Annotated in this window: 21 protein-coding genes; 2 read left to right on the top strand and 19 right to left on the bottom strand. The window is 71.6% G+C overall.

The features are described 5' to 3' along the window. Window positions 1-233: 233 nt before the first annotated feature. Window positions 234-977 carry a TetR/AcrR family transcriptional regulator gene (locus PV419_RS44330; protein WP_319698843.1) on the bottom strand — a complete coding sequence of 248 codons (744 nt, stop codon included), beginning with the start codon at window positions 975-977 and terminating at the stop codon, window positions 234-236. Window positions 978-1,093: 116 nt separating this feature from the next. Beyond that, window positions 1,094-1,423, bottom strand: a complete 330-nt coding sequence (locus PV419_RS44325) for a non-heme iron oxygenase ferredoxin subunit (RefSeq protein ID WP_319698841.1) — start codon at window positions 1,421-1,423, stop codon at window positions 1,094-1,096. A gap of 360 nt (window positions 1,424-1,783) precedes the next feature. On the opposite strand from PV419_RS44325, the gene PV419_RS44320 reads away from it, so the two are divergent. Next, window positions 1,784-2,524, top strand: coding sequence for a sigma-70 family RNA polymerase sigma factor (locus tag PV419_RS44320; RefSeq protein ID WP_319698864.1), 741 nt, complete (start codon window positions 1,784-1,786; stop codon window positions 2,522-2,524). Window positions 2,525-2,690: 166 nt separating this feature from the next. Here PV419_RS44320 and fabD read toward each other — a convergent pair whose 3' ends face one another. From fabD to PV419_RS44260, 12 genes are all read right to left on the bottom strand, one after another. Next, window positions 2,691-3,665 (bottom strand): ACP S-malonyltransferase, encoded by a 975-nt coding sequence (gene fabD, locus PV419_RS44315; RefSeq protein WP_319698839.1) that lies wholly within the window; start codon window positions 3,663-3,665, stop codon window positions 2,691-2,693. Window positions 3,666-3,753: 88 nt separating this feature from the next. Further along, a complete protein-coding gene (locus PV419_RS44310) occupies window positions 3,754-4,251 on the bottom strand; it encodes a flavin reductase family protein (protein WP_319698837.1) in 498 nt (165 codons plus the stop codon). 73 nt (window positions 4,252-4,324) lie between these two features. After that, window positions 4,325-5,404 carry a 3-oxoacyl-ACP synthase III family protein gene (locus PV419_RS44305; RefSeq protein WP_319698836.1) on the bottom strand — a complete coding sequence of 360 codons (1,080 nt, stop codon included), beginning with the start codon at window positions 5,402-5,404 and terminating at the stop codon, window positions 4,325-4,327. 10 nt (window positions 5,405-5,414) lie between these two features. Then, on the bottom strand, window positions 5,415-5,828 hold the full coding sequence (locus PV419_RS44300; RefSeq protein WP_319698834.1) for an acyl carrier protein: 414 nt from the start codon (window positions 5,826-5,828) through the stop codon (window positions 5,415-5,417). 167 nt (window positions 5,829-5,995) lie between these two features. Further along, window positions 5,996-6,766 (bottom strand): 3-oxoacyl-ACP reductase family protein, encoded by a 771-nt coding sequence (locus PV419_RS44295; RefSeq protein ID WP_319698831.1) that lies wholly within the window; start codon window positions 6,764-6,766, stop codon window positions 5,996-5,998. Further along, a complete protein-coding gene (locus PV419_RS44290) occupies window positions 6,763-9,183 on the bottom strand; it encodes a beta-ketoacyl-[acyl-carrier-protein] synthase family protein (RefSeq protein ID WP_319698829.1) in 2,421 nt (806 codons plus the stop codon). The genes PV419_RS44295 and PV419_RS44290 overlap by 4 nt, the downstream gene beginning before the upstream one ends. A 98-nt stretch (window positions 9,184-9,281) precedes the next feature. Further along, the gene (locus tag PV419_RS44285; protein WP_319698828.1) at window positions 9,282-10,568 is read right to left on the bottom strand and encodes a beta-ketoacyl-[acyl-carrier-protein] synthase family protein; all 1,287 of its coding nucleotides are present in this window, start codon (window positions 10,566-10,568) and stop codon (window positions 9,282-9,284) included. Beyond that, window positions 10,565-10,981, bottom strand: coding sequence for a hydroxymyristoyl-ACP dehydratase (locus PV419_RS44280; protein WP_319698826.1), 417 nt, complete (start codon window positions 10,979-10,981; stop codon window positions 10,565-10,567). Before PV419_RS44280 ends, PV419_RS44285 begins: the two co-directional genes overlap by 4 nt. Continuing rightward, window positions 10,978-12,285 (bottom strand): beta-ketoacyl-[acyl-carrier-protein] synthase family protein, encoded by a 1,308-nt coding sequence (locus PV419_RS44275; RefSeq protein WP_319698825.1) that lies wholly within the window; start codon window positions 12,283-12,285, stop codon window positions 10,978-10,980. The genes PV419_RS44280 and PV419_RS44275 overlap by 4 nt, the downstream gene beginning before the upstream one ends. Then, window positions 12,282-12,761 (bottom strand): hotdog domain-containing protein, encoded by a 480-nt coding sequence (locus PV419_RS44270; RefSeq protein ID WP_319698823.1) that lies wholly within the window; start codon window positions 12,759-12,761, stop codon window positions 12,282-12,284. The genes PV419_RS44275 and PV419_RS44270 overlap by 4 nt, the downstream gene beginning before the upstream one ends. A 12-nt stretch (window positions 12,762-12,773) precedes the next feature. Continuing rightward, window positions 12,774-13,223, bottom strand: coding sequence for a holo-ACP synthase (acpS, locus tag PV419_RS44265; RefSeq protein ID WP_319698821.1), 450 nt, complete (start codon window positions 13,221-13,223; stop codon window positions 12,774-12,776). Between the two features lie 146 nt (window positions 13,224-13,369). Beyond that, window positions 13,370-13,981, bottom strand: coding sequence for a TetR/AcrR family transcriptional regulator (locus PV419_RS44260; RefSeq protein ID WP_319698820.1), 612 nt, complete (start codon window positions 13,979-13,981; stop codon window positions 13,370-13,372). Between the two features lie 56 nt (window positions 13,982-14,037). Here PV419_RS44260 and PV419_RS44255 point away from each other — a divergent pair, with 56 nt between their 5' ends. Beyond that, the gene (locus PV419_RS44255) at window positions 14,038-14,472 is read left to right on the top strand and encodes a DUF6463 family protein (protein ID WP_319698818.1); all 435 of its coding nucleotides are present in this window, start codon (window positions 14,038-14,040) and stop codon (window positions 14,470-14,472) included. A gap of 76 nt (window positions 14,473-14,548) precedes the next feature. Here PV419_RS44255 and PV419_RS44250 read toward each other — a convergent pair whose 3' ends face one another. The 5 genes from PV419_RS44250 to PV419_RS44230 are packed head-to-tail and all read right to left on the bottom strand — an operon-like array spanning window position 14,549 to window position 21,561. Next, window positions 14,549-16,858, bottom strand: a complete 2,310-nt coding sequence (locus PV419_RS44250) for an MMPL family transporter (protein WP_319698816.1) — start codon at window positions 16,856-16,858, stop codon at window positions 14,549-14,551. Window positions 16,859-16,869: 11 nt separating this feature from the next. Further along, window positions 16,870-17,607 carry a hypothetical protein gene (locus PV419_RS44245; protein ID WP_319698814.1) on the bottom strand — a complete coding sequence of 246 codons (738 nt, stop codon included), beginning with the start codon at window positions 17,605-17,607 and terminating at the stop codon, window positions 16,870-16,872. Continuing rightward, window positions 17,604-18,749: an ester cyclase gene (locus PV419_RS44240; RefSeq protein ID WP_319698813.1), complete on the bottom strand. Its 1,146-nt coding sequence runs from the start codon at window positions 18,747-18,749 to the stop codon at window positions 17,604-17,606. The genes PV419_RS44245 and PV419_RS44240 overlap by 4 nt, the downstream gene beginning before the upstream one ends. After that, entirely contained in the window at window positions 18,746-20,206 is a 1,461-nt protein-coding gene (locus PV419_RS44235) for a cytochrome P450 (protein WP_319698811.1), read from the bottom strand. Before PV419_RS44235 ends, PV419_RS44240 begins: the two co-directional genes overlap by 4 nt. Continuing rightward, window positions 20,203-21,561 (bottom strand): cytochrome P450, encoded by a 1,359-nt coding sequence (locus PV419_RS44230; protein ID WP_319698810.1) that lies wholly within the window; start codon window positions 21,559-21,561, stop codon window positions 20,203-20,205. Before PV419_RS44230 ends, PV419_RS44235 begins: the two co-directional genes overlap by 4 nt. Window positions 21,562-21,572 lie beyond the last annotated feature (11 nt).

The raw sequence follows: 21,572 nt of genomic DNA, 5'->3' as shown, positions 1-21,572 counted from the left end.
CATCCCCCGTTCTACACCGGTTGCCAGGGCCGACACGATGCGGACACGCCGCGCCCGCCACGTCAAGGGTGCTCGACGCCATATCCCACTCACAGGGGACAGCGACACAGGTTCGGCGCGTCCGGATGGACACCGGTACAGCTTACGCCTCCCGGTGTACAAATATGCCGCGGTGTACCCCGAGGCGGCCCTAGGTGATCCCCTAGGTGATCCACCGGGCGGCCCCTGGCTCCCTACGCCGTGTCCTCCTCGTAGAACTCCTCGATGTCCAGCATCAGGCACAGGTGGCGCAGCTCGAACTCGAAGAAGGACTTCCCCTCCGGCATGGCGAACGACATATGGCCGAGGGCCTCCATGGAGATCACCCCGTACAGCCGCACCCAGCAGCGGAGCATCACGGCGAGCGCGCCCGGGGGCATCTCGACGCCCTGGTCCTCGCTGAGCTCGACAAGCGCCCGTACGAGCCCGGGGTCGAGCTCCTCCTCCGCGGGGGCGGGGAAACCGCGCACCCGCCACAGGTCCGAGATCAGATCGGAGAACACCGAGCCGAAGACCCAGCCCATGTTCCGGTCGGGCTTGGTCTCCTCCCGGCCCAGGCCGGGGGCCCAGGGGCCGAGTATGAGCCCGAACTCATGGGGGTGCTTGATGGCCCAGACACGCAACGCTCTCGCCCCGCCGATCAGCCCGCGGCCGGGCTCCGACTCGGGAAGCCGCCCGATCACCCCGCGCATATAACGGGCCATCTCGGCGAAGATGTCCACGCGCAGCTGGAGGATCAGGGCGTCACGGCTGCTGAAGTAGCGGTAGACGGCGGGCGCGGTCATGCCCATCTCACGGGCGATGGCCCGGATCGTCACATTCTCCGGGCCCTCCTGAACCAGGAGCGTCCGGGCGACATCCTTGATCTCGCGGATGGTCGCGATGCGCAGCCGCTCGCGCCGTGAGTACGGTGCGACGTGCGCTTCCCCTGGCGACACGCGTCCCCCTCCCTGATACTCCCCTGATACTCCGCCGCTCGACAAGAAACCCGGCGTTCAGGCACACGATACAGCGCCTCCGTTTAGTGAACGCCGCCCGCGTCAGTTCCCCACGTTCACTGGCGAGAAAGGAACACCTCTCCGTCCACCACTCGGACCTCGTAGGCCTCCACGGGGTCCACCGCGGGCATCTCCAGCGCCTCGCCCGTGCGGAGGCAGAAGCTGCTGAAGTGCCAGGGGCAGACCACGGTCTCCCCCTCCAACTCGCCCTCCGACAGGGGGGCTTCCTCATGCGAGCAGCGGTCGCGCAGGGCACGGACCGTCCCCCCGACGTTCGCCAGGAGCACCCTGACACCTTCCACTTCCACCGTCGTCATCTCGCCAGGCTGCACATCCTCCAGGCGCGCGACACGGATCCCGCCTCGCTCGTTCACGGTCTCGCTCATCGTGTGGCTCCTCTCTGTCGTGGGCGGGCACGGTGGCCCCACTCCGCAGATAGCGGAATGTCAGCTTCAGATACATCGGACGCATATTCGAAAGGAAATCCGCACCGCGCCCGGATCGATGTATCGGACTCCGCGCCGAGGCGCGCACCCCGGCGCGTCCACCATAGACTGGCTACCCGCCAGTCAACCTTTCCACAACCCCCGGGAGACGGTTGACAGGCGCAGTCGCCGCCGCTCTATAGTAAACACTCGTAGCTGAGGTGAATTTGAGTTCCTGTCACCTCGCGGCGGACCGGCGGAATGGATGGCGATCGAACCCATTCAGCCGGGAGCCAAAAAAGAAAGTTCACGGGGGGATACGTGTACGCACGGTCATTGAACGATCTGGTGGACGGCTGTCTTGCCGGGGATCAGGACTGCTGGAATCAGATCGTGGAGCGGTATGCGCCGTTGATCTGGGCGATCGCCCGCTCGCACCGGCTGAGCCCGGCCGACTGCGGCGATGTAAGTCAGGCGACCTGGCTCCGCGTCGTTCAGCACCTGGACAAGCTCCGGTCGCCGGAGCGGCTGGCACAGTGGATTTCCACCTCGGCCCGCCGGGAGAGCCTGAAGCATCTGGAGAAGTCGGGGCGCAGCGTCCCGGTCGGCGGCACCGAGGCGTTCGACCGCCCGGAGGTCGCCGGGGAGCTGCCGGAGGATGTCGCGCTGGCCCGCGAGCGCGACGACGAGGTCCTGACGGCGTTCTGCGCGCTGTCGCCGAAGTGCCAGGCCCTTCTGGGGCTGCTGGTGACCGACCCGCCCATGTCGTACGACGAGATCAGCGAGACGCTCGGCATGCCGCGGGGCTCGCTGGGCCCGGTGCGTGCGCGCTGCCTGGCTCATTTGAAAAAGCTGTTACAGGATCAGGGTCGCGTCCACAAGAGCGACACCGTACTCGCCTCCCGCATCAGGGCGGCCGGTCTGCGGGCGTTCGCCGTGAGCCGGCGGTCTACGCAGGAGAAGCATGGGCCGTCCGGCTCTCGTGGGCCTGGTCCTTCCGGTCCACCGCCACGTCTTCCGAATCCGCGTCGGCATCACGATGGCGAGACGCGTTTTCTCTGAAGAGCGCTTGCGCGTTTTCCAGCACACTCTTCGGCACCGGACCGAGAGCATCGGACAGGCGTCCCAGCATTTCCGCTTGCTCGTGATCCATGGTTGCGACTCCTTCTCCCCTGGCGGCGGGCGCGCCCTAAAGGCGCGCCTGTCGACCACCGATAGATTCAGCGGTTCAATCTACAACAGGGAGTTCGGGTGCACCATTGCCCGTCAGGGCCTTTATGACCCGGTCGAGTTGGCGGGCGTCACGCGTGGCGTGCTGCGGAATCTCCGGCCGGGTCGCACGAGCGAAGCCGGTGAGCACTTTCCCCGGTCCGACTTCGACAAAGGCCGTGGCACCGTCCGCCGCCAGCCGCTCCAGGGTCTCCGTCCAGCGGACCGACCCGGCGAGCTGGCGGCGCAGCCCGTCCGCCGCCCCGTCAGCGCCACACACATATCCGGCGGTCACATTGGCCACGACCGGAATGCGCGGCTCATGGAAGGTGACCGCCTCCAGGTCGGCCCGGAAGGCGGCCTCGACATCCCGCATCAGACTGCAGTGGAAGGGCGCGCCCACATCGAGGATCACCACCTTCTGCGCGCCCGCCTCCTTCGCGGCGGCCGCCGTCGCCCGGACGGCGGCCGCGGTGCCCGAGATCACCAGTTGCCCGGGGTCGTTGTAGTTGGCCACCTCGACCACCCCGCCCTCCTCGGCGCCCACCGAGGCGCACAGCTTCTCCACGACCGGGGCTTCGAGCCCGATCACCGCGGCCATCGCGCCCGGGGTCCGTTCGTTGACCGCGGCCATGAGCTCGCCCCGCCGCCGGACCAGGCGCAGCGCGTCGCGCCAGTCGAGCACGCCCGCGCACACCAGGGCCGTGTACTCCCCCAGGCTGTGCCCGGCGACAAGCGTCGGCTCGATGCCGCGTGAGCGCAGCACATCCAGGGTGACAAGGCTGGTCAGAAAGACAGCGGGCTGGGTGACACGGGTGTCCCGCAGCTTTTCCAGTGGGCCTTCCCAGCACAGCCGGGAAAGCGGGAACCCCAGCAGTTCGTCCGCCGGCCGGTAGTAGCGGTCCAGCAGCTCCGGGTGGCGCGCGACGAGGTCATGTCCCATGCCCACGCGCTGGGAACCCTGGCCGGGAAAGAGAAAGGCGATCGCGCTCATGAGAACTCCTCAATCGATATGTGAGGTGTGACGCCGAGGCAAAGACACGGGGGCCGTGCGCGGTGTCCCGCACGGCCCCCGCGCTCTGTCAAGGAATGGTGAGAAAGCGCCCCTGATGAAAGGCGAGCGGGGGAATGTCCAGAAATTCCGGCCCCGCGCCGAGATCGAACACCTCGGCGATGAAGAGGGTGTGGTCCCCCGCAGTGACCGTCTCCCTGACCCGGCATTCGAGGTGCGCGAGCGTGCCGGCGAGGACCGGTGCGCCGCTCGCGCCCAGACGGTGCGGTATGCCGGCGAACGCCTCATGGCCCGACGGACGGCCGGAGGCCGCGAACCGAGCGCCGAGCTCGGCCTGGCCCCGGCTGAGGATGTTCACCGTGAACGCTCCGGCTGTCGCGACCACCGCGCCGGTGCGGGAGCCGGCCCGCAGACAGATCATGATCAGCGGAGGGTCGAGGGACAGCGAGGCGAATGAGTTGACGGTGGTGCCGTGCGGACCGTCCTCGGCCCGCGCCGTCACGATCGTGACACCGGTGAGGAACTGGCCCATGACATGCCGGAATTGCGGCTGGGTGATGGATCGCAATCCCGGCGATGCCGATGTGGTAGCCGATGCGGTCTCCATGGTGTCACGCCCCCTGTGTCGTCGGCTTGCGGTGTCAGGCCGGGGCCTCGGCTGTCCAGTCCACGACCGCGCCCGCGTAGATCCACTTGGTGCTCTCCACCCCGACCAGCATGATCCGGTCCCCGGGCTTGACCCGGCCCGTGCGCCATGCGTCGTCCAGGAAGAGCGGGACCGCGGCGCAGCCGACCGCCCCCATGGTGGAGAGGCTGTCGATGATCTTGCCGTCGAGGGCCTTCCACTCGGTGGTGTCCAGGCCCGCCTCCCGCAGCGAGTCGAGCATCCAGCCGACATTGCCCTCCGGCACCAGACACAGATCGACCGTGTCCACGGCCAGGCCGGCGCGGGCCAGCGTGGCGCTGATCGCCTCGGTCACCATCACCGGGGTGAAGTCGCCCGCCCCCACGACATCGACCTTCAGGTCGACCAGCCGCTTGGCCTTCAGCTGCTCATGGATCGGGGCGTGGGTGCCGCCCCCGACCGAGTGGATGCCCGGCTTGCGTCCGCCGCCGATGCACGCGGAGGCCGCACCGCGCAGCCCGCCGGGCCCGTCCTGCGCCCGCAGCACCATGGCTCCCGCCCCGTCGCCGAACATGTACAGCGGCATGCGGTCGCGCATCCGGATGGCTTCGGGGTCCTTGCCGAGGAAGATCGGAGCCAGCACCGGCGAGATCGCCTCGCTGCCGATGACCAGCGCGGTGGTGTGCACCCCGGCGGCCAGGTACATCCGCGCGATGTCCAGGGCCTGCACCACGCCCGCGCCGCCCGAGCGGATCTCCAGCGTCGCGCACCGCTCCAGCCCCAGACGGTCCTGGACGAAGTTGACCAGCGGTGGCAGCGGGTAGTCCGGGGTGCCGGTGGCCAGGATGATCAGGTCGATCTCGCCGGGCTCGATCCCCGCCGAGTCCAGGGCCCGCACGGCGGCCTTGTAGGCCATGTCCGAGTTGTTCTCCCGGTGTTCGCCGGTCGCGGGGTCGATCATCCAGTAACGGCGCTCGATGGACAGGCCCTGGAGGACATCCTCGGGCAGTGGGCCGGCGAGCCGGGCGATCTCGCTGGTGGGTATGGGATCGCCCGGCTGGTAGCCGCCGGTCCCGACGATGTGGATCGCGGTCACCGTGAGCCCCTCACGCCGCCGCGGTGGCGGCGGAGGCCTCGACCTGGGCGACCACCAGATCGACCAGGTTGTCCACCGTGAACAGGCCCATGACCTGGGTGGCCTGGAGCCGGCCGGACAGCTCGGCCATGTCGATCTGCGGCATCACACGCTTGAGCTGCGCCAGCCCGCGCTCGGTGATGATCTCGTTCTCGTCGCCGAACTCGTCGTCCGGGATGCCTCCCTGGACATACTCGGCGAGCTGAGCGGCCTGGATCTTGACGCCGATCGAGCGCTCCAGGCGGAAGAGGATGTCGAGCAGGTCGATCGACTCGGCCCCGAGCTCGTCGAGCAGGGTGGCCTCGGGGACGACCTCCTCCGGCTCGGCGCCCACCGCCTCGACGACGGCCTTCTGGACGGATTCGCTGATCTGGGTACGGTCCATGTGAGGGTCTCTCCTGTGCTGAATGACGAATGACGGTTGAGTGCTGTGGGTCAGCGCGGGGGACACGGGGCGGCCGGGCACCGCCTCGGCGCGGGCGCCCCCGCTCTCACACCCCTACAGATCCGCCGCGCTCCGGCCCGGATACACCCGGCCGGGAAGCATCTGGACTAACTGGGACGTCCGAGGCCCAGCGCGGTCATCGCCCCGCCGTCCACGGTGAGCAGCGAGCCGGTCATATAGCTCGACTCGGGACCCGCCAGAAAGCACACGACGTCGGCGATCTCCTCGACCGATCCGAACCTGCGCTGCGGTATCTGCCGGCGGATCCCCTTGCCGGTGGCCCCCTCCGTGAGCCCCGCCACCAGCTCGGTGGGCGAGAAGCCGGGCAGCACCGCGTTCACCCGGATGCCGAAGCGGGCCGATTCCATGGCGCAGCAGCGCGTGAAGGCATTGACCGCGCCCTTGGACGCGGCGTAGTTGGACTCCCCCACCCAGCCGCGCTCCCCCATCACCGAGGACACATTGACGATGACGCCCTCCCCCTTGGCCATGAAGTGCGGCAGGGCCGCCTGGGTGCAGTTGAAGACGCCGCCGAAGTTGATCCGCATGACGTCCAGCCAGTCGTCCGGCGCCATGTTGTAGATGAGAGCGTCCTTGGCGACCCCGGCGTTGTTCACCAGCACGTGCAGATCGCCCAGTTCCTCGGTGACCCGCCGTACCACCTCCGCGGCCTCGGCGTGCTCGGACACATCGCCGCGGACCGCCAGGGCGGTGCCGCCGGCCTCCTCGATGGAGCGGACCACGTCCTTGGCCTCGCCCTCGGAGGAGCGGTAGTTGACAGCGACCAAGGCCCCTTCCGCCGCGAGGCGGCGGCAGATCGCCGCACCGATGCCGCGGGAACCACCGGTCACCAGAGCGACCTGTCCTGAGAGCTTCACTGGGTTACTCCTTCGTCGTTGTCCGGGCCCCCGGGGTTACCGGTCCCGTGCGGGTCGCCCGCGGCGACCACCAGGGAGACATGACTGCCGCCGAGCGAGGAGCTGTTGACCACCGCGGGGGCGGCGGGCCGGGTGTCCCCCGCCCACAGGGACAGCGCGAGGCACAGCGCGCCACCCACCCCCATCGGCTCGCCCAGCACGCTCTTGGGCGCATGGCTCGGCGGCGGGGCGCCGATGCCGAACACCCGCTCCACGGCGGCGCACTCTGCCCGGTCGGCCGCGGTCAGCCCCGCGGCCGACAGCCACACCCCGCCCACGTCCCGTGGCTCGAGGCCTGCGTCAGCGAGCGCACGGCGTATGGCGAGCTCCACACCGCGGCCGCGCGGGTCCCACAGCCGGGCCCGGCTGGCGTCGGAGGCCATGCCGTGGCCCAGGACTTCGCCGAGCACCGTGGCGCCGCGCGCCCGGGCCGCCGAGAGCCGCTCCATGACCAGGGCCACGCTGCCCTCGGCGAGGGTGAAGCGGCCGTCGGCCGGTGCGCCGGGCGGGCGTGTGGAGGCCGCGCCGGTGGCCGTGTAGGCGCGGGCGACCTGCTCGGTGAGCGTGTCGGCGACCGTGCACACCAGCGCGTCCGCGTGTCCGGCGGCCAGCAGGTCCGCGGTGTACGCGACGGCGGCCGCGCCGGTGGCGTGGCCCACCGACAGGGTGGAGGTGGGGCCCCGCAGCCCGAGGTGGGTGGCCACCTGTCCGGCGGCCTGGTTGTAGACCGTGTTCGGGAAGACGCTCGGGTCGGCGGCCGCGGCGCCCTCCTCCAGCAGCGGAAGGACGAACTTCTCCATGGCCTCCATGGGGCCCGTGCCGGTGCCGAAGACCACCCCGACGCTCTCGTCGGCGGACAGCCCGGAGTCGGCCAGCGCCTTGGCGGTCGCCACGATGGAGAGCACCGCGAGCCGGTCCATCCGGCGGCGCTGGCGCCGTGTCAGATACGGGGCGATCTCCTCCTCGCCCAGCGCCACGCGGCCGAGCCTCAGCCCGCCCTCCAGGGAGCCCGCCTCCTGGCCGTCGCGCAGCGCGCGGCGCGCCGCCCGGACCCCGTCGCCGGCCGGCCCGAGCACGGACACGCCGGTGACCACCACACGGTCCCAGTCGGGGACGGGTGGGGTATGGGCGCCGGGGCGGGTGAGCACCAGGGCGGCGTTGGCCCCGGCGAAGGCGAAGTTGTTGGAGAGCGCGGCATCGGTGTGCAGCGGTCGCGCCGCGCCGGGCACATAGTCGAGCGGGCACTCCGGGGCCGCCCGGGTATATCCGGCGGTGGGCGGGGCCAGCCGCTCGTCCAGTGCGTGCGCGGTGACGATGGCCTCCACCGCCCCCGCCGCGCCGAGCAGATGCCCGATGACGGACTTGGTGCTGCTGACCGGGATATGCGCGGCGCTCTCACCGAGCGCCCGGGCGATGGCCGCGGACTCCGCCGGGTCGTTCTTGGGCGTGCCGGTGCCATGGCCGTTGACATAGCCGATGTCCTCGGGTGCGACACCGGACCGGCGCAGCGCCGAGCCGATCGCCCGGGCCGCTCCGGCGCCCTCCGGGTGTGGCGCGGTGACGTGATAGCCGTCGGCGGACAGGCCGTAGCCGGCCACTTCGGCCAGCGGGCGCAGTCCGTGCGCCGCCGCGAACTCGGTGGAGACCAGCAGCACCATGCCGCTGCCCTCGCCCAGCGAGAGGCCCTGGCGGTCGGCCGAGTACGGCGCGGCGGGCTCGGGCGACAGCGACTCCAAGGCGTTGAACCCGGCGAAGACGACATCCGAGAAGGCGTCGGTGCCCCCCGCCAGCACCGCGTCCGCCCGGCCCTGTCGCACCAGGTCCGCGCCGAGCCCGATGGCGTTCGCCCCGGAGGCGCAGGCGGTGTTGACCGCGAGCACCGGGCCGCGCAGTCCGTATGCCGCGGCCACCGACTCGGCGAGTGCCTGGGGCGTGGCCAGCAGCGGCAGCCTGGGGTCGGGGTCCGCGCCCTGGCGCGCCGCGTCCAGCCAGGCCCGCGCGGAGAGCAGCCCGGCGTTGCAGGTGCCCAGCACCAGCCCGAACCGGGTCGGTGCCACCGCTCCCTTGGGCAGCTCCGCCAGGGCGGCAAGCGCCTCCTCGGCGGCGGCCAGGGCCAAATCGAGCGCCCGCTCGCGGTGGCCCTCGGGCCTGCGATAGCCGCGGGGCGCGGACCGCGCCCCCTCGACCTCGCCGCCCAGCTTGGTGGCGAGCCCCCGCATGTCGATCTGCTGGACGGGCCTGATGGCGACCCGTCCGGCCCGCGCGCCTTCCCACAGGGCCGCCGCTCCCGCCCCCTGGGAGGTCAGCGCCCCGGTGCCCACCACGGCCACCGTGGTGACGGCCCTCGTCACGGGTCCCCGTTTGTTCCGCTTGGCCACCGGCACCTCTCCTTTGTCTGCTGTGCGGCTGCCCGCTGTACGGCTCTGTGTTGTGCGGCTGTCCGCTGTGCTGCCGACGCGGTCGTCGGCTCGGCTCCTCACCGGTCCCCCGGGGCGGTGAGTGCCAGGGCGACCTGCTGTCCTTCCAGGCCGCGCGCCAGCGCCAGCGCATGGCGCACCGGCAGTTCGCGGGCGTGTCCGGGGACCCAGTCCAGCCCCTGGCAGGCCGGGTCGGGCCGGTCGAGATGGAGCGTCGGGGGCACCGCGCCCCCGTCGATGGCCAGCGCACACACCGCGGCGTTCAGCGCACCGGCGGCGGCGACCAGATGGCCGGTCGCGGGCTTGACGCTGCTGGCCACCGGCCGGTGTTCCGGCGCGGTGAAGGTCCGCCGCAGGGCGCGCGCCTCGCTGGCGTCGCCCAGTCGGGTGGCACAGCCGTGCGTGGCGACGTAGTCCACGTCCTCGGGCGGCGTCCGTGCCTCCCCCAGGGCGTGGCTCATCGCCGCGGCGAGCGGCGCCCCGTCCTCGACGGGGGCGAGCAGCCGGGCACTGTCCAGCGTGGAGCCGAAGCCGCGGATCTCGGCGTAGAGGTGGGCGCCGCGGCGGCGCGCCGCCTCACGCTCCTCCAGCACCAGGAAGGCGGCCCCCTCGCCGAGCACGGAGCCGGACCGCTCCGCGTCGTACGGCCGGAAGGCCTGGGCGCCCAGGTCATTGCGGGTGCTGAGCACTCCCAGGCCGTCCATCTTGGAGGTCACCCACCATGAGGCCGCGTCATCGCAGCCGCCGGCGAGCGCCACCTGTGACTCGCCGCGCCGGATGGACCGGTAGGCGCGCCCGATTGCGGTGGCGCCGGCGTCCGCCGTCCCGTGGAAGTAGGCGTTCGGCCCCTTGAGGCCGTATGCGGCCGAGAGGTGGTACAGCGCGGCGGATTGGAGCCCTTCCACGTAGTACAGCGGGTAGAAGGCGGACGAGGCCCGCTCGCCCAGCAGGGCGAGGTCGGCCCGGCCGTCGGGCCTGCGGGCGGCCAGGCTGCCGGTCAGCAGGTGCTCGGGGTTGGAGATTTCCTTGTTGCCGCCGACGAAGGCCGCGGCCCGTTCTGGGTCGTACTCGGCGAAGTCCAGGCCCGAGTCCCGGACGGCGAGGGCCGCACCGGCGATGGCGAGCCGGTCGTTGCGGGTCGTGGTGCGCAGGGCGCGCCGGTGGGCGTATTCGGTGGGCTGGAAGTCCTCGATCTCCGCGGCCAGCCGGGTGCGGAAGGAGGCCGGGTCGAAGCCCCGGATGGGCGCGATGCCGGTCCGTCCCTCCAGCAGCCCCCGCCAGGTCTCCCGATGCCCCTTGCCGAGCGCCGTGAGCAGCCCGACGCCGGTGATCACAACGCGCTTCACGCCGGTGTCCCCTCGCTCGTGGCCGGGGCGCCTTGCGGGTCGCGGCGCGCCATGCGCAGGACGCGCACGGTGGTGACCGGACGGCCGTCCACCCGCACGGTGCCGGTGCACAGCGCGGTGTCCCCGGTGACCTCGGCAATGTCCACCGTGGTCTCCATCCGGTCGCCGGGGGTGACGTAGTGGCGGAAGCGGATCCGCCGCGCCTCCGCGAGCCCCCATCGCTCCGGACCCTCGCCGGCCGCCCCGAGGGCCACGGCGGCGACCTGGGCGAGGGTGTCGAGGATCAGAACTCCGGGGAGCACGGGAAACCGTGGGAAGTGGGTGTCGAGGAGGGGGAGCGTATGCGGGACGCTGGTGAATGCCGTGGCCCGCAGCCCCGGGAACACCTCGACGATCTCGTCGAGCGCGGTCATGCGGCTGTCCTGCCTTCCTGTTCGGACCGTGTGCCGCCGCGGGGGCGCGCGTCGCCGGGGCCGAGGACGAAGGACGCGTTGGTGCCGCCGAAAGCGAAGGCGTTCACCAGCGCGGCCCGCACCGGGCGGCGGCGCGCCACGTTCGGCACATAGTCGAGGTCGAGCTTGGGGTCGGGGTGGTCGAGATTGACCGTGGGCGGTACCACGCCCTCGCGCAGCGCGCCGAGCGCGGCGATGAGGTTCACCCCGGCCGCGGCCGAGGTGAGGTGTCCGGTCATGGACTTGGGCGAGCTGACCGACAGCTCCCGGGCGTGCGAGCCGAACACCTTCTTGATGGCGGTGGTCTCACTGATGTCGTTCCCCGGGGTGCCCGTGCCGTGAGCGGCCACATAGTCGACGGCGGACGGGTCGAGGCGCGATTCGGTGAGGGCGTCCTGCATGGCTCCGATGGCTCCGCCGCCGTCGGGCGGGGAGTCGGTGATGCGGTAGGCGTTGAGCGTGGAGCCGTAGCCGAGGAGCTCGGCGTGGATGCGGGCGCCGCGCGCCCGGGCGCTCTCCCAGTCCTCCAGGACGGCGATGACCGCGCCTTCGCCCAGGACGAAGCCGGAGCGCTGGGCGTCGAAGGGCCGGGAGGCGCGCCGCGGGTCATGGTTCCAGCGGTCGGTCACGGCGCCCAGGAGGGAGAATCCCACCACGTCCATCCAGGTGGTCAGCGCGTCGAAGCCGCCGGCGAGCATCATCCGGCACTCGCCCTCCTGGATCCGGCGGAAGGCCTCGCCGATGGCGTGGGCCGACCCGGCGCACGCGGTGCTCACGCTGATCAGCGGGCCCTGGCAGCCGCCGGCGCGGGCGACGGCCACCGCGCCCACGTTCTGATCGCGGAGCAGGACGTCGCCGGGAGCCTGGCGGTAGAACTCCCGCTGCCCGGTGGACTCCAGCAGGTGGGACATGTCCACCAGCTCCTGCAGCTCGGGCCGGCCCACCGTGCCGCCGACGGCCGCGCCGCGCCGGTACGGATCGGTGTCCTGCCAGCCGTCTCCGGCGTCGCGCAGCGCCTCGCGAGTCGCGGCGAGCGCGAACAGGGCGGCCCGGGACAGATGCCTGCGCTCGCGCGGGTCGGGCAGCGCCCGCTCCGGCACAAACCCCTTGACCTGACCGGCGATCCGGACCGGGAAGGTGCTCGCGTCGAAGGTCTCCAGGCGGCTCACGCCGCTGCGCCCGGCGGCGAGGGCGGACCAGGTGGCGGTCGCGTCCAGGCCGACGGGGGTGACCGCGCCGATGCCGGTGATCGCCACGCGCCTCATGCGGCGGCCTCCTTCAGCGCGCCGCCGGTGATCCGGGCGCCGCGCGTCAGCCGGTCGTACATCCGCCGTACGTCCTGCGGGTCCTCCAGGTCCTCGGTGGGGATGAGGGCGCACATGATCGCGTCGGCGCTCAGCACGGTGTGGCCGCCGGCCGTGACCGTGCCGCTGAGCACGGCGGTGTCGTCCCCGAACGACTCCACCCGGCCGGACATGACCAGGACGTCTCCGGGGCGCACGGCCCCCTGGAAGGAGACGGAGTCGGCGGACAGCAGCGCGGCCCGGCGGCGCAGCCCGGTGGATCCCATGATCAGCCAGGTGCCTGCCTGGCACAGGGCCTCCAGGACCAGCGGGGCCGGCATCTCGGGGCCGCGCCCCTCGTCGCGCCAGAAATCCTCCTGGTGGGAGGTCAGCTTGCGGGCGGTGACCGCGCGGTGGGCTTCGAGAACGTCGATGCGGTCGATCAGATGGAAGCGCATGGTGTTCCTTCGTCAGTGGCCGGTCCGGCGCGTGGCCGGCGGGTCGGCGGCCGGCGGGAGCAGGAGAATCGCCTGCGCCATGGCGTAGTCATCGGTGTGGGTCAGGGAGATCTCGGCCGACCAGCTGCCGGGCGCCCCGGCCGCCTCCGCGGCGGTGCCGTGCAGCCGCAGCCTGGGCCGGCCCAGGGGCTCATTGACCACCTCGACGTCGGTCCACCGCATGCGCGGGCCGAGGCCGGTGCCCAGCGCCTTCAGGGCGGCCTCCTTGGCGGCGAACCTGGCCGCCAGGCGGGCGTACCGATTGCGCTTGCCCGCGCAGTAGCGGATTTCCCTGGTGGTGAAGAGCTCTGTCTCGGCCGCGGGATTGTCCTCCAACAGCGACCGGACGCGGGCGACCTCGACCAGGTCGACGCCGACGGCGACGCGCGGACCCGCGGCCCCTGGCGTCCTGTGTTCCTCCACGAATCCCGCTCCCCCTCCGCAGGCCGCGGCGGCAGTGTGCCGCCTTCCACCCCCACAGATCCGCGGGCGGGCGCGGCGGATACACCGCGGCGGGGAAGAAGGGCGGAGGAAGAGGCGGAAACCGTCGGGAGCGGGCGCGGGGCCGCTCAGGTGGTGGCGCTCCCGGTGGCGTGCCCGCCGTGGCCGACCGCCTGGTCCTCGAGGCGGAGTGTGTCGGCGACCGTGCGGCCCAGCCGCTCGGCCAGGCCGTCCGGACGGCGGCGCTGCAGATACAGAGTGGCGAAGACCGGGCCGGCGAGCAGCGCGTGGGCGAGGTCGACGTCCGGGGGCGCGCCGAGTTCGCCGCGGGCCACCGCCCGGCCCATCAGTTCGGCGACCACCGCCCGCTGGCTGGTGACGAAGCTCGCGTGGAAGCGGTCGGCGAGACCGGAGGACGCCCCGAGGTCGGCGAGCAGGCCGAGGACGGCCGAGGAGGCCGCCGGGTTGCCGAGGGTGGCGACGATGTCCTCGACCAGCCGGGTGAGGTCACCCCGGAGGCTGCCCGTGTCGGGCGGCGCCGCCAGGACGGGACGGTGCACCGCGGCGGCGAACACCATCTCCTGTTTGGTGGCGTAGCGGCGGTAAATGGCCGCCTTTCCGATGCCGGCGTGCTCGGCGACCGCGTCCACCGTCAGACCGGCGTATCCGTTGCGCGCCAGCAGTTCGCGGGTCGCGGCCAGGATCGCCTCGTCCACCCGGGTATCCCTCGGTCTTCCCATGGGCTCATGTTATGGTACCGACAGTTCCGAAACTATTAGTTTCGAAAGGGGCCGCCATGAGGACGCTCTGGGCGGGACGAAGCTTGGTCGTTCTGGGCATCGGGCACCTGGTGGGAATGGGGGCGCAGAACACGGGACACATGGACGACTGGTTCCGCGGGGACTTGTGGGGTCTGCCGCGTGAGCAGTTCGCCCACCCCAGCGGGGCCAACGGCGCGTTCTGGATCGTGCTCGCCAGTTTCGCCGTGCCGCTGCTGCTGCTCGGCGTCCTGGTCTGCCATCTGGCCCGGCTCGGCGTCGTGGTGCCGCAGTCCATCGGCTGGGGGCTGGCCGCGTGGAGCGTGGTGGGCGCGGCCATCCTGGAGCCGACCCCGCTGCTGCTGGGGCTGGTTCCCGCCGTGCTGCTGATCCGGGAAGCCCGCCGCGCCCCTGCCGCCATGGCCGCCGGGGCGGAGCCGGACGAGGTGCGCGAGGGGGCGGCACGGCTGTGAGGCTCGGGCGGCGAACCTGAGGCGTGGGCAAGCCGGCCGGGCCGGGCATCACGGTCATGCCCGGCCCGGGTGTGTCTCAGGAACCGGCCGCCGCCGACACATCGGGCTCCTTCGCCACCGAAGGAGCCTTCGCCGTGCGGCCCTCGCCCGTCCTGCCCGGCGCCTCGCTGAGCCCGAACCTCCGGTGCACCCGGCGCAGCGGACCCGGGGCCCACCAGTTGGCCGAGCCCGCGAGCCGCATAAAGGCGGGCAGCAGCAGGCCGCGGACGACCAGGGTGTCCACCACGAGGGCGACGGTCAGACCGAGGCCGAGCATCTTCTGGAAGGTGATCTGTGCGGTGAACATGCTCACCACCATCACCACGCCCAGCAGCAGTGCCGCCGCCGTCACCAGCCGGCCGGTCAGCTCCAGGCCGCGCGCGACGGCGGCGGGGTTGTCCCCGGTGCGCTCGTACTCCTCCTTGATCCGGGAAAGCATGAACACCTCATAGTCCATCGAGAGGCCGAACATCAGGCAGAACATCAGGATGGGGGTGAGAGTGATCAAGGACCCGGTCACCGTGGCGTCCAACGCCCCCGCCAGGTGGCCCTCCTGGAAGATCCACACCACGGCACCGAAGGTCGCACTCAGACTCAGCGCGTTCAGGACCAGTGCCTTCAGCGGCAACAGCAGACTGCCGGTGAACAAGAAGAGCAGGACGAACGTGGAGAGCATCATGAAACCCAGCACCGTGGGCATCCGGTCGCCGAGCGCGTCCTTGGTGTCGACCAGTGCGGGGCCACTGCCCGCCACCTTCACCGGCCAGGGGGAGTCGGCGCCGCGGATGTCGTGCACCAGCCGCTCACCGGCGGCGGAGAACGGCTCGACCTCCGGGGAGACCCGCAGATAGGTGGCGGACTTCGCGGCCAGTGAAGCGGTGGCGGGTCCGGGCGGCGCCACCCGCGCGCCGCGCGCGAACACACCGGCGGACGAGGCCACCGACTCCACGCCGTCGAGCTTCGAAATCCGCTCCGCGTACGCGCCGATCGCCGCGGTCTGCCGTTTCGGGTCCCCGACCCCGGTGGCCACGATCGCGATCACATCGGCCTCCCGGGAGACGAAGTCCTCGCGGATGACGTCCCCGACCTGGCGGCTCTGCGCCGTCTTCGGCAGCTGACGGTCGTCCGGCAGGCTGTATTTGGCGCCCAGGAACGGAAGTCCGAGGAACAGCAGAGCCGCGGTCGCCACCACGGCGACCGGCGCGGCGAAACGCATCACGAAGGTGGCCAGCCGATGCCACACGCCGCGCTCCAGCTCGGCCCGCGGCCGGGGCGGACGGCCGAGCAGACGCCGCACGCCCTTCCGCAGATCCAGGCTGTCGATTTTCGCGCCGAACAGCGCGAGCAGCATCGGCATCACGATGGTGGCCGCCAGCGCGGCGAACAGCATCACACCGATACCCGCTACGGCGATCGAGCGCAGGAACAGCAGTGGGAAGAGCGCGAGGGCGGCCATGGAGAGCATCACCGTGACGGCGGAGAACACCACGGTGCGCCCGGCCGTGCGCACCGCGGCCACGATCGCCGCGGACCGCACCTCCTTGTCCGTCAGATCGCCGCCACGGTCCCTGATCTCCTCCCGGTACCGGGTCACGATGAACAGGCTGTAGTCGATGGCGATGCCGAGTCCGATGATGGTCGTCACGTTCAGCGCGAAGACCGACACATCGGTGAACAGCGTGATGGTGCGGAGCATGAGCAGCGTGCCGAGCAGCAGCGGAAGGACCATCAGCAGGGGCAGCAGCGCCGAGACCAGACTGCCGAACACCAGCACCAGGATGACGAAAAGCACCGGAAAGGCGATCGCCTCCATCTTCTGGAGGTCCTTTTGGACCGTGTGGTCGGTGTCGAAGCCCATGGCGGTGCTGCCGCCGAGCTTCACGTCCAAGGACCCCTGCCGGCCGGCGAACTCCTCGCGCAGCCCCTCGACACGGTCCGCGGCGGCGTTCTCACCGCCGCCGATGTGCCCGATGACCATCGCATACCGGGAGTCCTCGCTGCGCAGCCGCTGGTCTCTGCCCTGGCTCCAGTAGGAGCCGACCTGGGAGATCCCGGGCTCGGCCGCAAGCCGCCGGGTCAGGGCGGCACCGTCCTCGGCGGCCGCGCCCGAGTCGACCGAGCCGGGTGCCCGGACCAGCAGCACCAGGTTGGAGTCCTTCACCCCGAAGTGCTGATCCAGGGCCTGCTTCGCCAGGCTGGACTCCGACTTCGGGTCCTCGAACCCGCCGTTGACGAGCTTGCCGACGACGGGCCCGCCCAAGGGGCCGGCGATCAGCATGAAGCCGAGGACCGCGATGAGGAACGCCCTGGGGCGCCGGACGATGGCCCGGGCCAAGCGATCGAGCATGGACTTTCTCCTTACCGAGTCTTCGTCAGTGCGTAGTCGTGAATGTCGGCCCAGATGAGCACGGGGCGCGGCATCGCTCCCCCGGCCCGCGGGCGCCTCGGCATCACCCGGCGGCGGGAGGCGTACGGGACGCCGTCGGCGTCCCGGTACTCGCTGGTGAGATGGCAGGCGTGCGCCCAGCTGCGGCCGAAGACCTCGGCGGTGTACTCGTGCTCGGTGACCAGGCCGGTGGCCGGGTCGAGCCGGAAGCGCTGCTGTGGGCAGTGGGTGGCCAGGTGCTCGGGGAAGCGCGCCAGGAGGGCATCGGGGCCGTCGGCGCGCCAGCTCATGTCCTCACGGAGCAGCAGTGCGGGAAAGGCGAGGTAGTTCCACAAGGCGTAGCCCAGGAAATACATCATGTCCAACGAATCCCAGCGCAGCAGGCGGCGGCCACCGGGGAACGGAGCGCGGGCGTTTGTGCGCCGCGCGGCGACCGCGCCGTCCCGCTCCAGCCGCACCTCGTGCCCTTCCAGCACTCCGTCGAAGGGGCCGTCGAAGCCGTGGAACCGGATCCGCTGCCTCGCCACGTCCGCGGTGACGCGCATCCGGTCCAAGGTCCCGGCGCTGCCGCGCTTCCAGCGGAAGAGCAGACCGCCGCAGGAGAGCTCCGCTTCGATCCGCTCGGCGGACGCCCAGCGGCCCGCGCCGCCGTACGTCGCGAGGGTGCGGCCGAGGACCGCCGCGTCGGCCGTCTCACGGGCCCCGGTCATGCCCTCGCCCCCTTGTGTGCGGCGGCGATCCGGCGCGGGGCGGTGGCCAGTGTCGCGGCGAGCCGGGCGAACCACAGGAGATAGCCGGCGGAGCCGGACCCGGGCCGGGGCACCACCCCGAAGCCCAGCATCAGCCCCAGTGCGTCGATCTCCTGCCAGCTCTCCACGATTTTGCCGTCCTCGATGCGGCAGATCACGATCTGCCCGAGGGTGAACGGCCGGCCGGTGGGCGGCAGTCCGCGGTAAGGGCCCAGGTGGGTGCCGGTCATCCGGACCCGGCAGGCGACCCGGTCGCCGACCGGGATCAGGTCCTCGATGGTCGCCTTGGCATCGGGGAAGCCGGTCAGGATCCCGCGGATGAAGCGCTCGTAGCCCTTGGGGCCGCGCAGCGGCTCGGGCTCGGCGTGGGGCGGGGAGTGGCCTCGATAGGTCTCGTGGAAGATCTCCTGGCAGATGTGCACGGCCTGTTCGTTGACGCATTCCGCGATCCAGCGCCGCAGCGGCAGGACATTGGCCTCGAGCAGGTCGGCGGAGGCCGGGGCGGTGCCCGACAGGGCGCCGCGGAATGCGGCGGTGTGCTGCCGGTCGGTGCCCCGCCATGGCCACGGCTGGTCCTGCGGTACGCGATGGTGGGCCCGGTGGTGCGCCGCCGCGATGGCCCAGCCCAGCGCGCGCAGCGCGCTGGTGGTGCCCAGCGGCGGCGCGGCGCCCAGGGTGATCAGGGTGCCCAGCGCATCCGCCTCCTGCCACATCTCGGCGATCCGGCCGCCCGGGCCGTCCTCGACGCGGAAGATCAGCGTCTGCGAGAACTCCACCTCTCGCCCGGTGGCGGGGACGCCCAGCCAGGGCCCTCGGTGGGTCCCCCGGTGGGTGAGCCGGGCCACGACCCGGTCACCGGCGCCGAAGAGGTCATCGACCTCGGCACGCAGGTCGGGGAACGCGCGGTGCAGCAGGACGAGATGGTCCCGGACGCCGGCCGCGCCGCGACCGTCCGGGCCGAGCCAGGGCGGATTGTGCAGCCGGGCCTCCCGGGTCACCAGCCGGTCGGCCAGCGCGTGCTGCCGGGCGCCCACGCATTCATGTAGATAGGCCCATACGGTCTCCAGGCCCGCCCGCAGGGCGGGTTCGGTGGCGAGCGTCATCGCGCTCCACCTCCGTGCACCGGGCAGCCCGCGGCGGCCGCGGCGGCTGCGACGGCCTCGGGGTCCGCGACCGGAAGGGCGCGGGGCGCGGCGGTCGGCGCCTTCTCGCGCAGCGCGACAGTGGCGATCACGCCATGTTCCTGTCCGAGGGTGATCCCGGGGCGTGGGATCACGGGGTGGCCGGGCGCGAGCCGGATCCGTACCCGCTGCGCCATCATGGCCAGCACCAACTTCATCTCCTGCAGGCCGAAGACATCCCCGATGCACTTGCGGGGACCGCCGGAGAACGGCCACCAGGCGTAGCGGTGCGGGCCCTGCTCGCCCAGCGGGATCCAGCGATCGGGGTCGAAGCCCTCGGGGTTGGGCCAGAAGTCCGGGTGTCGATGGGTCACATAGGAGGAGAGCAGCACCATCGAACCCTTGGGGATGTCGTAGCCCTGCACGGTGTCGTCCTGCAGCGGGGTGCGCGAGATGAGCGACACCGGGGGGTAGAGCCGCAGCGACTCACGCACCACCCGGTCCACATAGGGCAGTCGGGGCAGATCCTCGACTCCGGGGAGGCGGCCGCCCAGAGCCTCGTCCACCTCGGTCTCCAGCCGCGCGGCGATCTCGGGGTGGCGGGAGAGCAGATACAGCGCCCAGGTCAGCCCGGAGGCGACGGTCTCATGACCGCCGAACATAAAGGTCATGACCTCGTTGCGGACCTGCTCGACGGTCATGCCCGAGCCGTCGTCCTCGGTGGCGGTCATCAGCGCTTCGAGCAGATCGTCGGGGTGCGGCCCCCGGTCGGCCTGCCGGTCCTCGATGACGCGGTAGATGATCCGGTCGAGCTGCTTCCTGGCCCTGGCGAACCTCAGGTTGGCCGGGGTCGGCACGCTCTCCGGCAGGCTGACGAACTTACCGAACTTCTTGTACGCCTCGCCGATGGCCACCTCGACGGCGTGGGCCATGACCTCGGAGTCCTGCCGCCAGTTGGCGCCGAACAGGGCGCCGCCCAGGACACTCAGCGCCAGCCGGGTCATGTCGAGGGTGACATCCACCTCGCGGTGCGCGCGCGCCGCGACCTCCCAACGGTCCAGCAGCTCGGCGGTGACCTCGGTCATCCCGGTGGCGAAGCTGGTGATCAGGCGGCGGTGGAAGGCGGGCTGGCAGAGCCTGCGCTGCCGCTTCCACAGCTCGCCCTCGCTGCAGATGAGGCCGTCGCCCACCAGGGCCCGCCAGCGGTCGCTGACGAAGGGCGTCTTGGGGAAGTTGCGGTGCTTGTCCTGCAGGATCTCCTTGACCCCGTCGGGGTGGCCGACGAAGAACACCGGGAAGAGCGGGCCGATGCCCTCGAACCGCACGATATCGCCGTACTCCCGGCGCCCCCGCTGCAGGGCCTGCAGGATGTCGGCCTGAAAGGCCCGTGCGTTGCCGAGGACGGGCTCGCCCTTGCGGCCTGGCGCTTGACGGGTCATCGGGAAACCTCCTCAGCGGGCCGAAGCCACATCCACATGGGGTCCCGGGGGCGCAGGGAGATCGCCGGCTCCGGGAAGACTTGCTGGCCCTCCACCAGGTCCAGCCGGAACCGCTGCGCCACCATGGCGACCACCAGGGGCATCTGCAGCATCGCGAACGAGTCGCCGATGCACTTGCGCGGTCCCGCGCCGAACGGGAGATACGCCATCCGATGGCGTCCCGCGCTGTTCTCGGTGGTGAACCGCTCGGGTTCGAAGCCCTCCGGGTTGTCCCAGAACTCGGGGTGGCGGTGCGTCACATAGGGGCAGACCACCACCCAGCGCCCGGCGGGCACGTGATAGCCGCCGATTTCGTCGTCCCGCGCGGCGCAGCGCATATAGACGAAGATCGGCGGATACAGACGCATGGCCTCCTGGAGCACCATGGTCGTGTACGTGAGCTTCGGCAGGTCGTCGACGGTCGGGACGCGCCCGGCCAGCGTCCGGTCCACCTCGTCCTGGAGCCGGCGCCTGCTCTCGGGGTTGAGCGAGAGCAGATACCAGGTCCAGGTGAGCGCGGTGGAGACCGTCTCATGACCGGCCACGAAGAAACCGCTCACCTCGTCCCTGATCTGCTCGTCGGTGAACGCCTCACCGGAGGCGGGGTCCTTGGCGTCGATGAGCATGCTGACCAGGTCGTCCTCGCCGCCCTCCCGGCGACGCGCGACGATCATCGGATAGAGCACGGAATTGATCGTCCCGAGCGCGTCCCGGAAGCGCCCCCGGGCCTTGGAGGGGATGCGCAGCGGGTCCACGGGAGAGGTCATCCGGCGGTGGGTGAAGCTCAGCGCTCCCTGGACGGCCGGCTCGATCCTGGCGATGACGTCGGTGAGATCCGCCTTGAAGAGCGCCCGGGCCAGATTGGCCAGGCTCAGATGCATCATCTCCGACTTGATGTCCAGCGGCCGGCCCTGGCCGCGCCGCCGCTCCCAGTCGTCCAGCATCTCGGAGGTGGCGCGGGTGAAGGTCTCCCCGAAGCGGCGGAGGATGTCGCGGTGGAAGGCGGGCTGGGTGAGCCGCCGGGACCGGAGCCAGGAGCCGCCCTCGGCGGCGACCAGCCCGTCCCCGACGATCGTGCTCAGGCAGCCCTGCACCTTGCGCGGCCGCGGATAGTGCTTGTGCTGGTCGCGCAGCACATGCTGGACATGGTCCGGGTGGGCCAGCAGATTGATCCTCAGCGGGCCGCGGAAGTTGACGATGTCGCCGTGGTGCCGGAACGCGTGCATGAACGCCGACACGTTGTCCCGCTGGATCTCGCGGATGCTGCCGAGCACGGGGTGTCCCCGGGGGCCGGGTGGCACGAATACGGTGGTCATGGGGGGGCTGC

It is taken from the genome of Streptomyces sp. ME19-01-6 (genome assembly GCF_033793745.1).
Lineage (GTDB): Bacteria > Actinomycetota > Actinomycetes > Streptomycetales > Streptomycetaceae > Streptomyces.
The sequence above is the reverse complement of the archived record's forward strand: the minus strand, read 5'-3'. Positions and strand labels throughout refer to the sequence as shown.

What these genes read in the sequence shown, in the direction of transcription:
- PV419_RS44245 (WP_319698814.1), bottom strand. Translation starts at nt 17,607, where the DNA reads ATGACCGGGGCCCGTGAGACGGCCGACGCGGCGGTCCTCGGCCGCACC.
- PV419_RS44275 (WP_319698825.1), bottom strand. Translation starts at nt 12,285, where the DNA reads ATGAGGCGCGTGGCGATCACCGGCATCGGCGCGGTCACCCCCGTCGGC.
- PV419_RS44300 (WP_319698834.1), bottom strand. Translation starts at nt 5,828, where the DNA reads ATGGACCGTACCCAGATCAGCGAATCCGTCCAGAAGGCCGTCGTCGAG.
- PV419_RS44230 (WP_319698810.1), bottom strand. Translation starts at nt 21,561, where the DNA reads ATGACCACCGTATTCGTGCCACCCGGCCCCCGGGGACACCCCGTGCTC.
- PV419_RS44235 (WP_319698811.1), bottom strand. Translation starts at nt 20,206, where the DNA reads ATGACCCGTCAAGCGCCAGGCCGCAAGGGCGAGCCCGTCCTCGGCAAC.
- PV419_RS44270 (WP_319698823.1), bottom strand. Translation starts at nt 12,761, where the DNA reads ATGCGCTTCCATCTGATCGACCGCATCGACGTTCTCGAAGCCCACCGC.
- PV419_RS44255 (WP_319698818.1), top strand. Translation starts at nt 14,038, where the DNA reads ATGAGGACGCTCTGGGCGGGACGAAGCTTGGTCGTTCTGGGCATCGGG.
- PV419_RS44325 (WP_319698841.1), bottom strand. Translation starts at nt 1,423, where the DNA reads ATGAGCGAGACCGTGAACGAGCGAGGCGGGATCCGTGTCGCGCGCCTG.
- PV419_RS44280 (WP_319698826.1), bottom strand. Translation starts at nt 10,981, where the DNA reads ATGACCGCGCTCGACGAGATCGTCGAGGTGTTCCCGGGGCTGCGGGCC.
- fabD (WP_319698839.1), bottom strand. Translation starts at nt 3,665, where the DNA reads ATGAGCGCGATCGCCTTTCTCTTTCCCGGCCAGGGTTCCCAGCGCGTG.
- PV419_RS44240 (WP_319698813.1), bottom strand. Translation starts at nt 18,749, where the DNA reads ATGACGCTCGCCACCGAACCCGCCCTGCGGGCGGGCCTGGAGACCGTA.
- PV419_RS44260 (WP_319698820.1), bottom strand. Translation starts at nt 13,981, where the DNA reads ATGGGAAGACCGAGGGATACCCGGGTGGACGAGGCGATCCTGGCCGCG.
- PV419_RS44250 (WP_319698816.1), bottom strand. Translation starts at nt 16,858, where the DNA reads ATGCTCGATCGCTTGGCCCGGGCCATCGTCCGGCGCCCCAGGGCGTTC.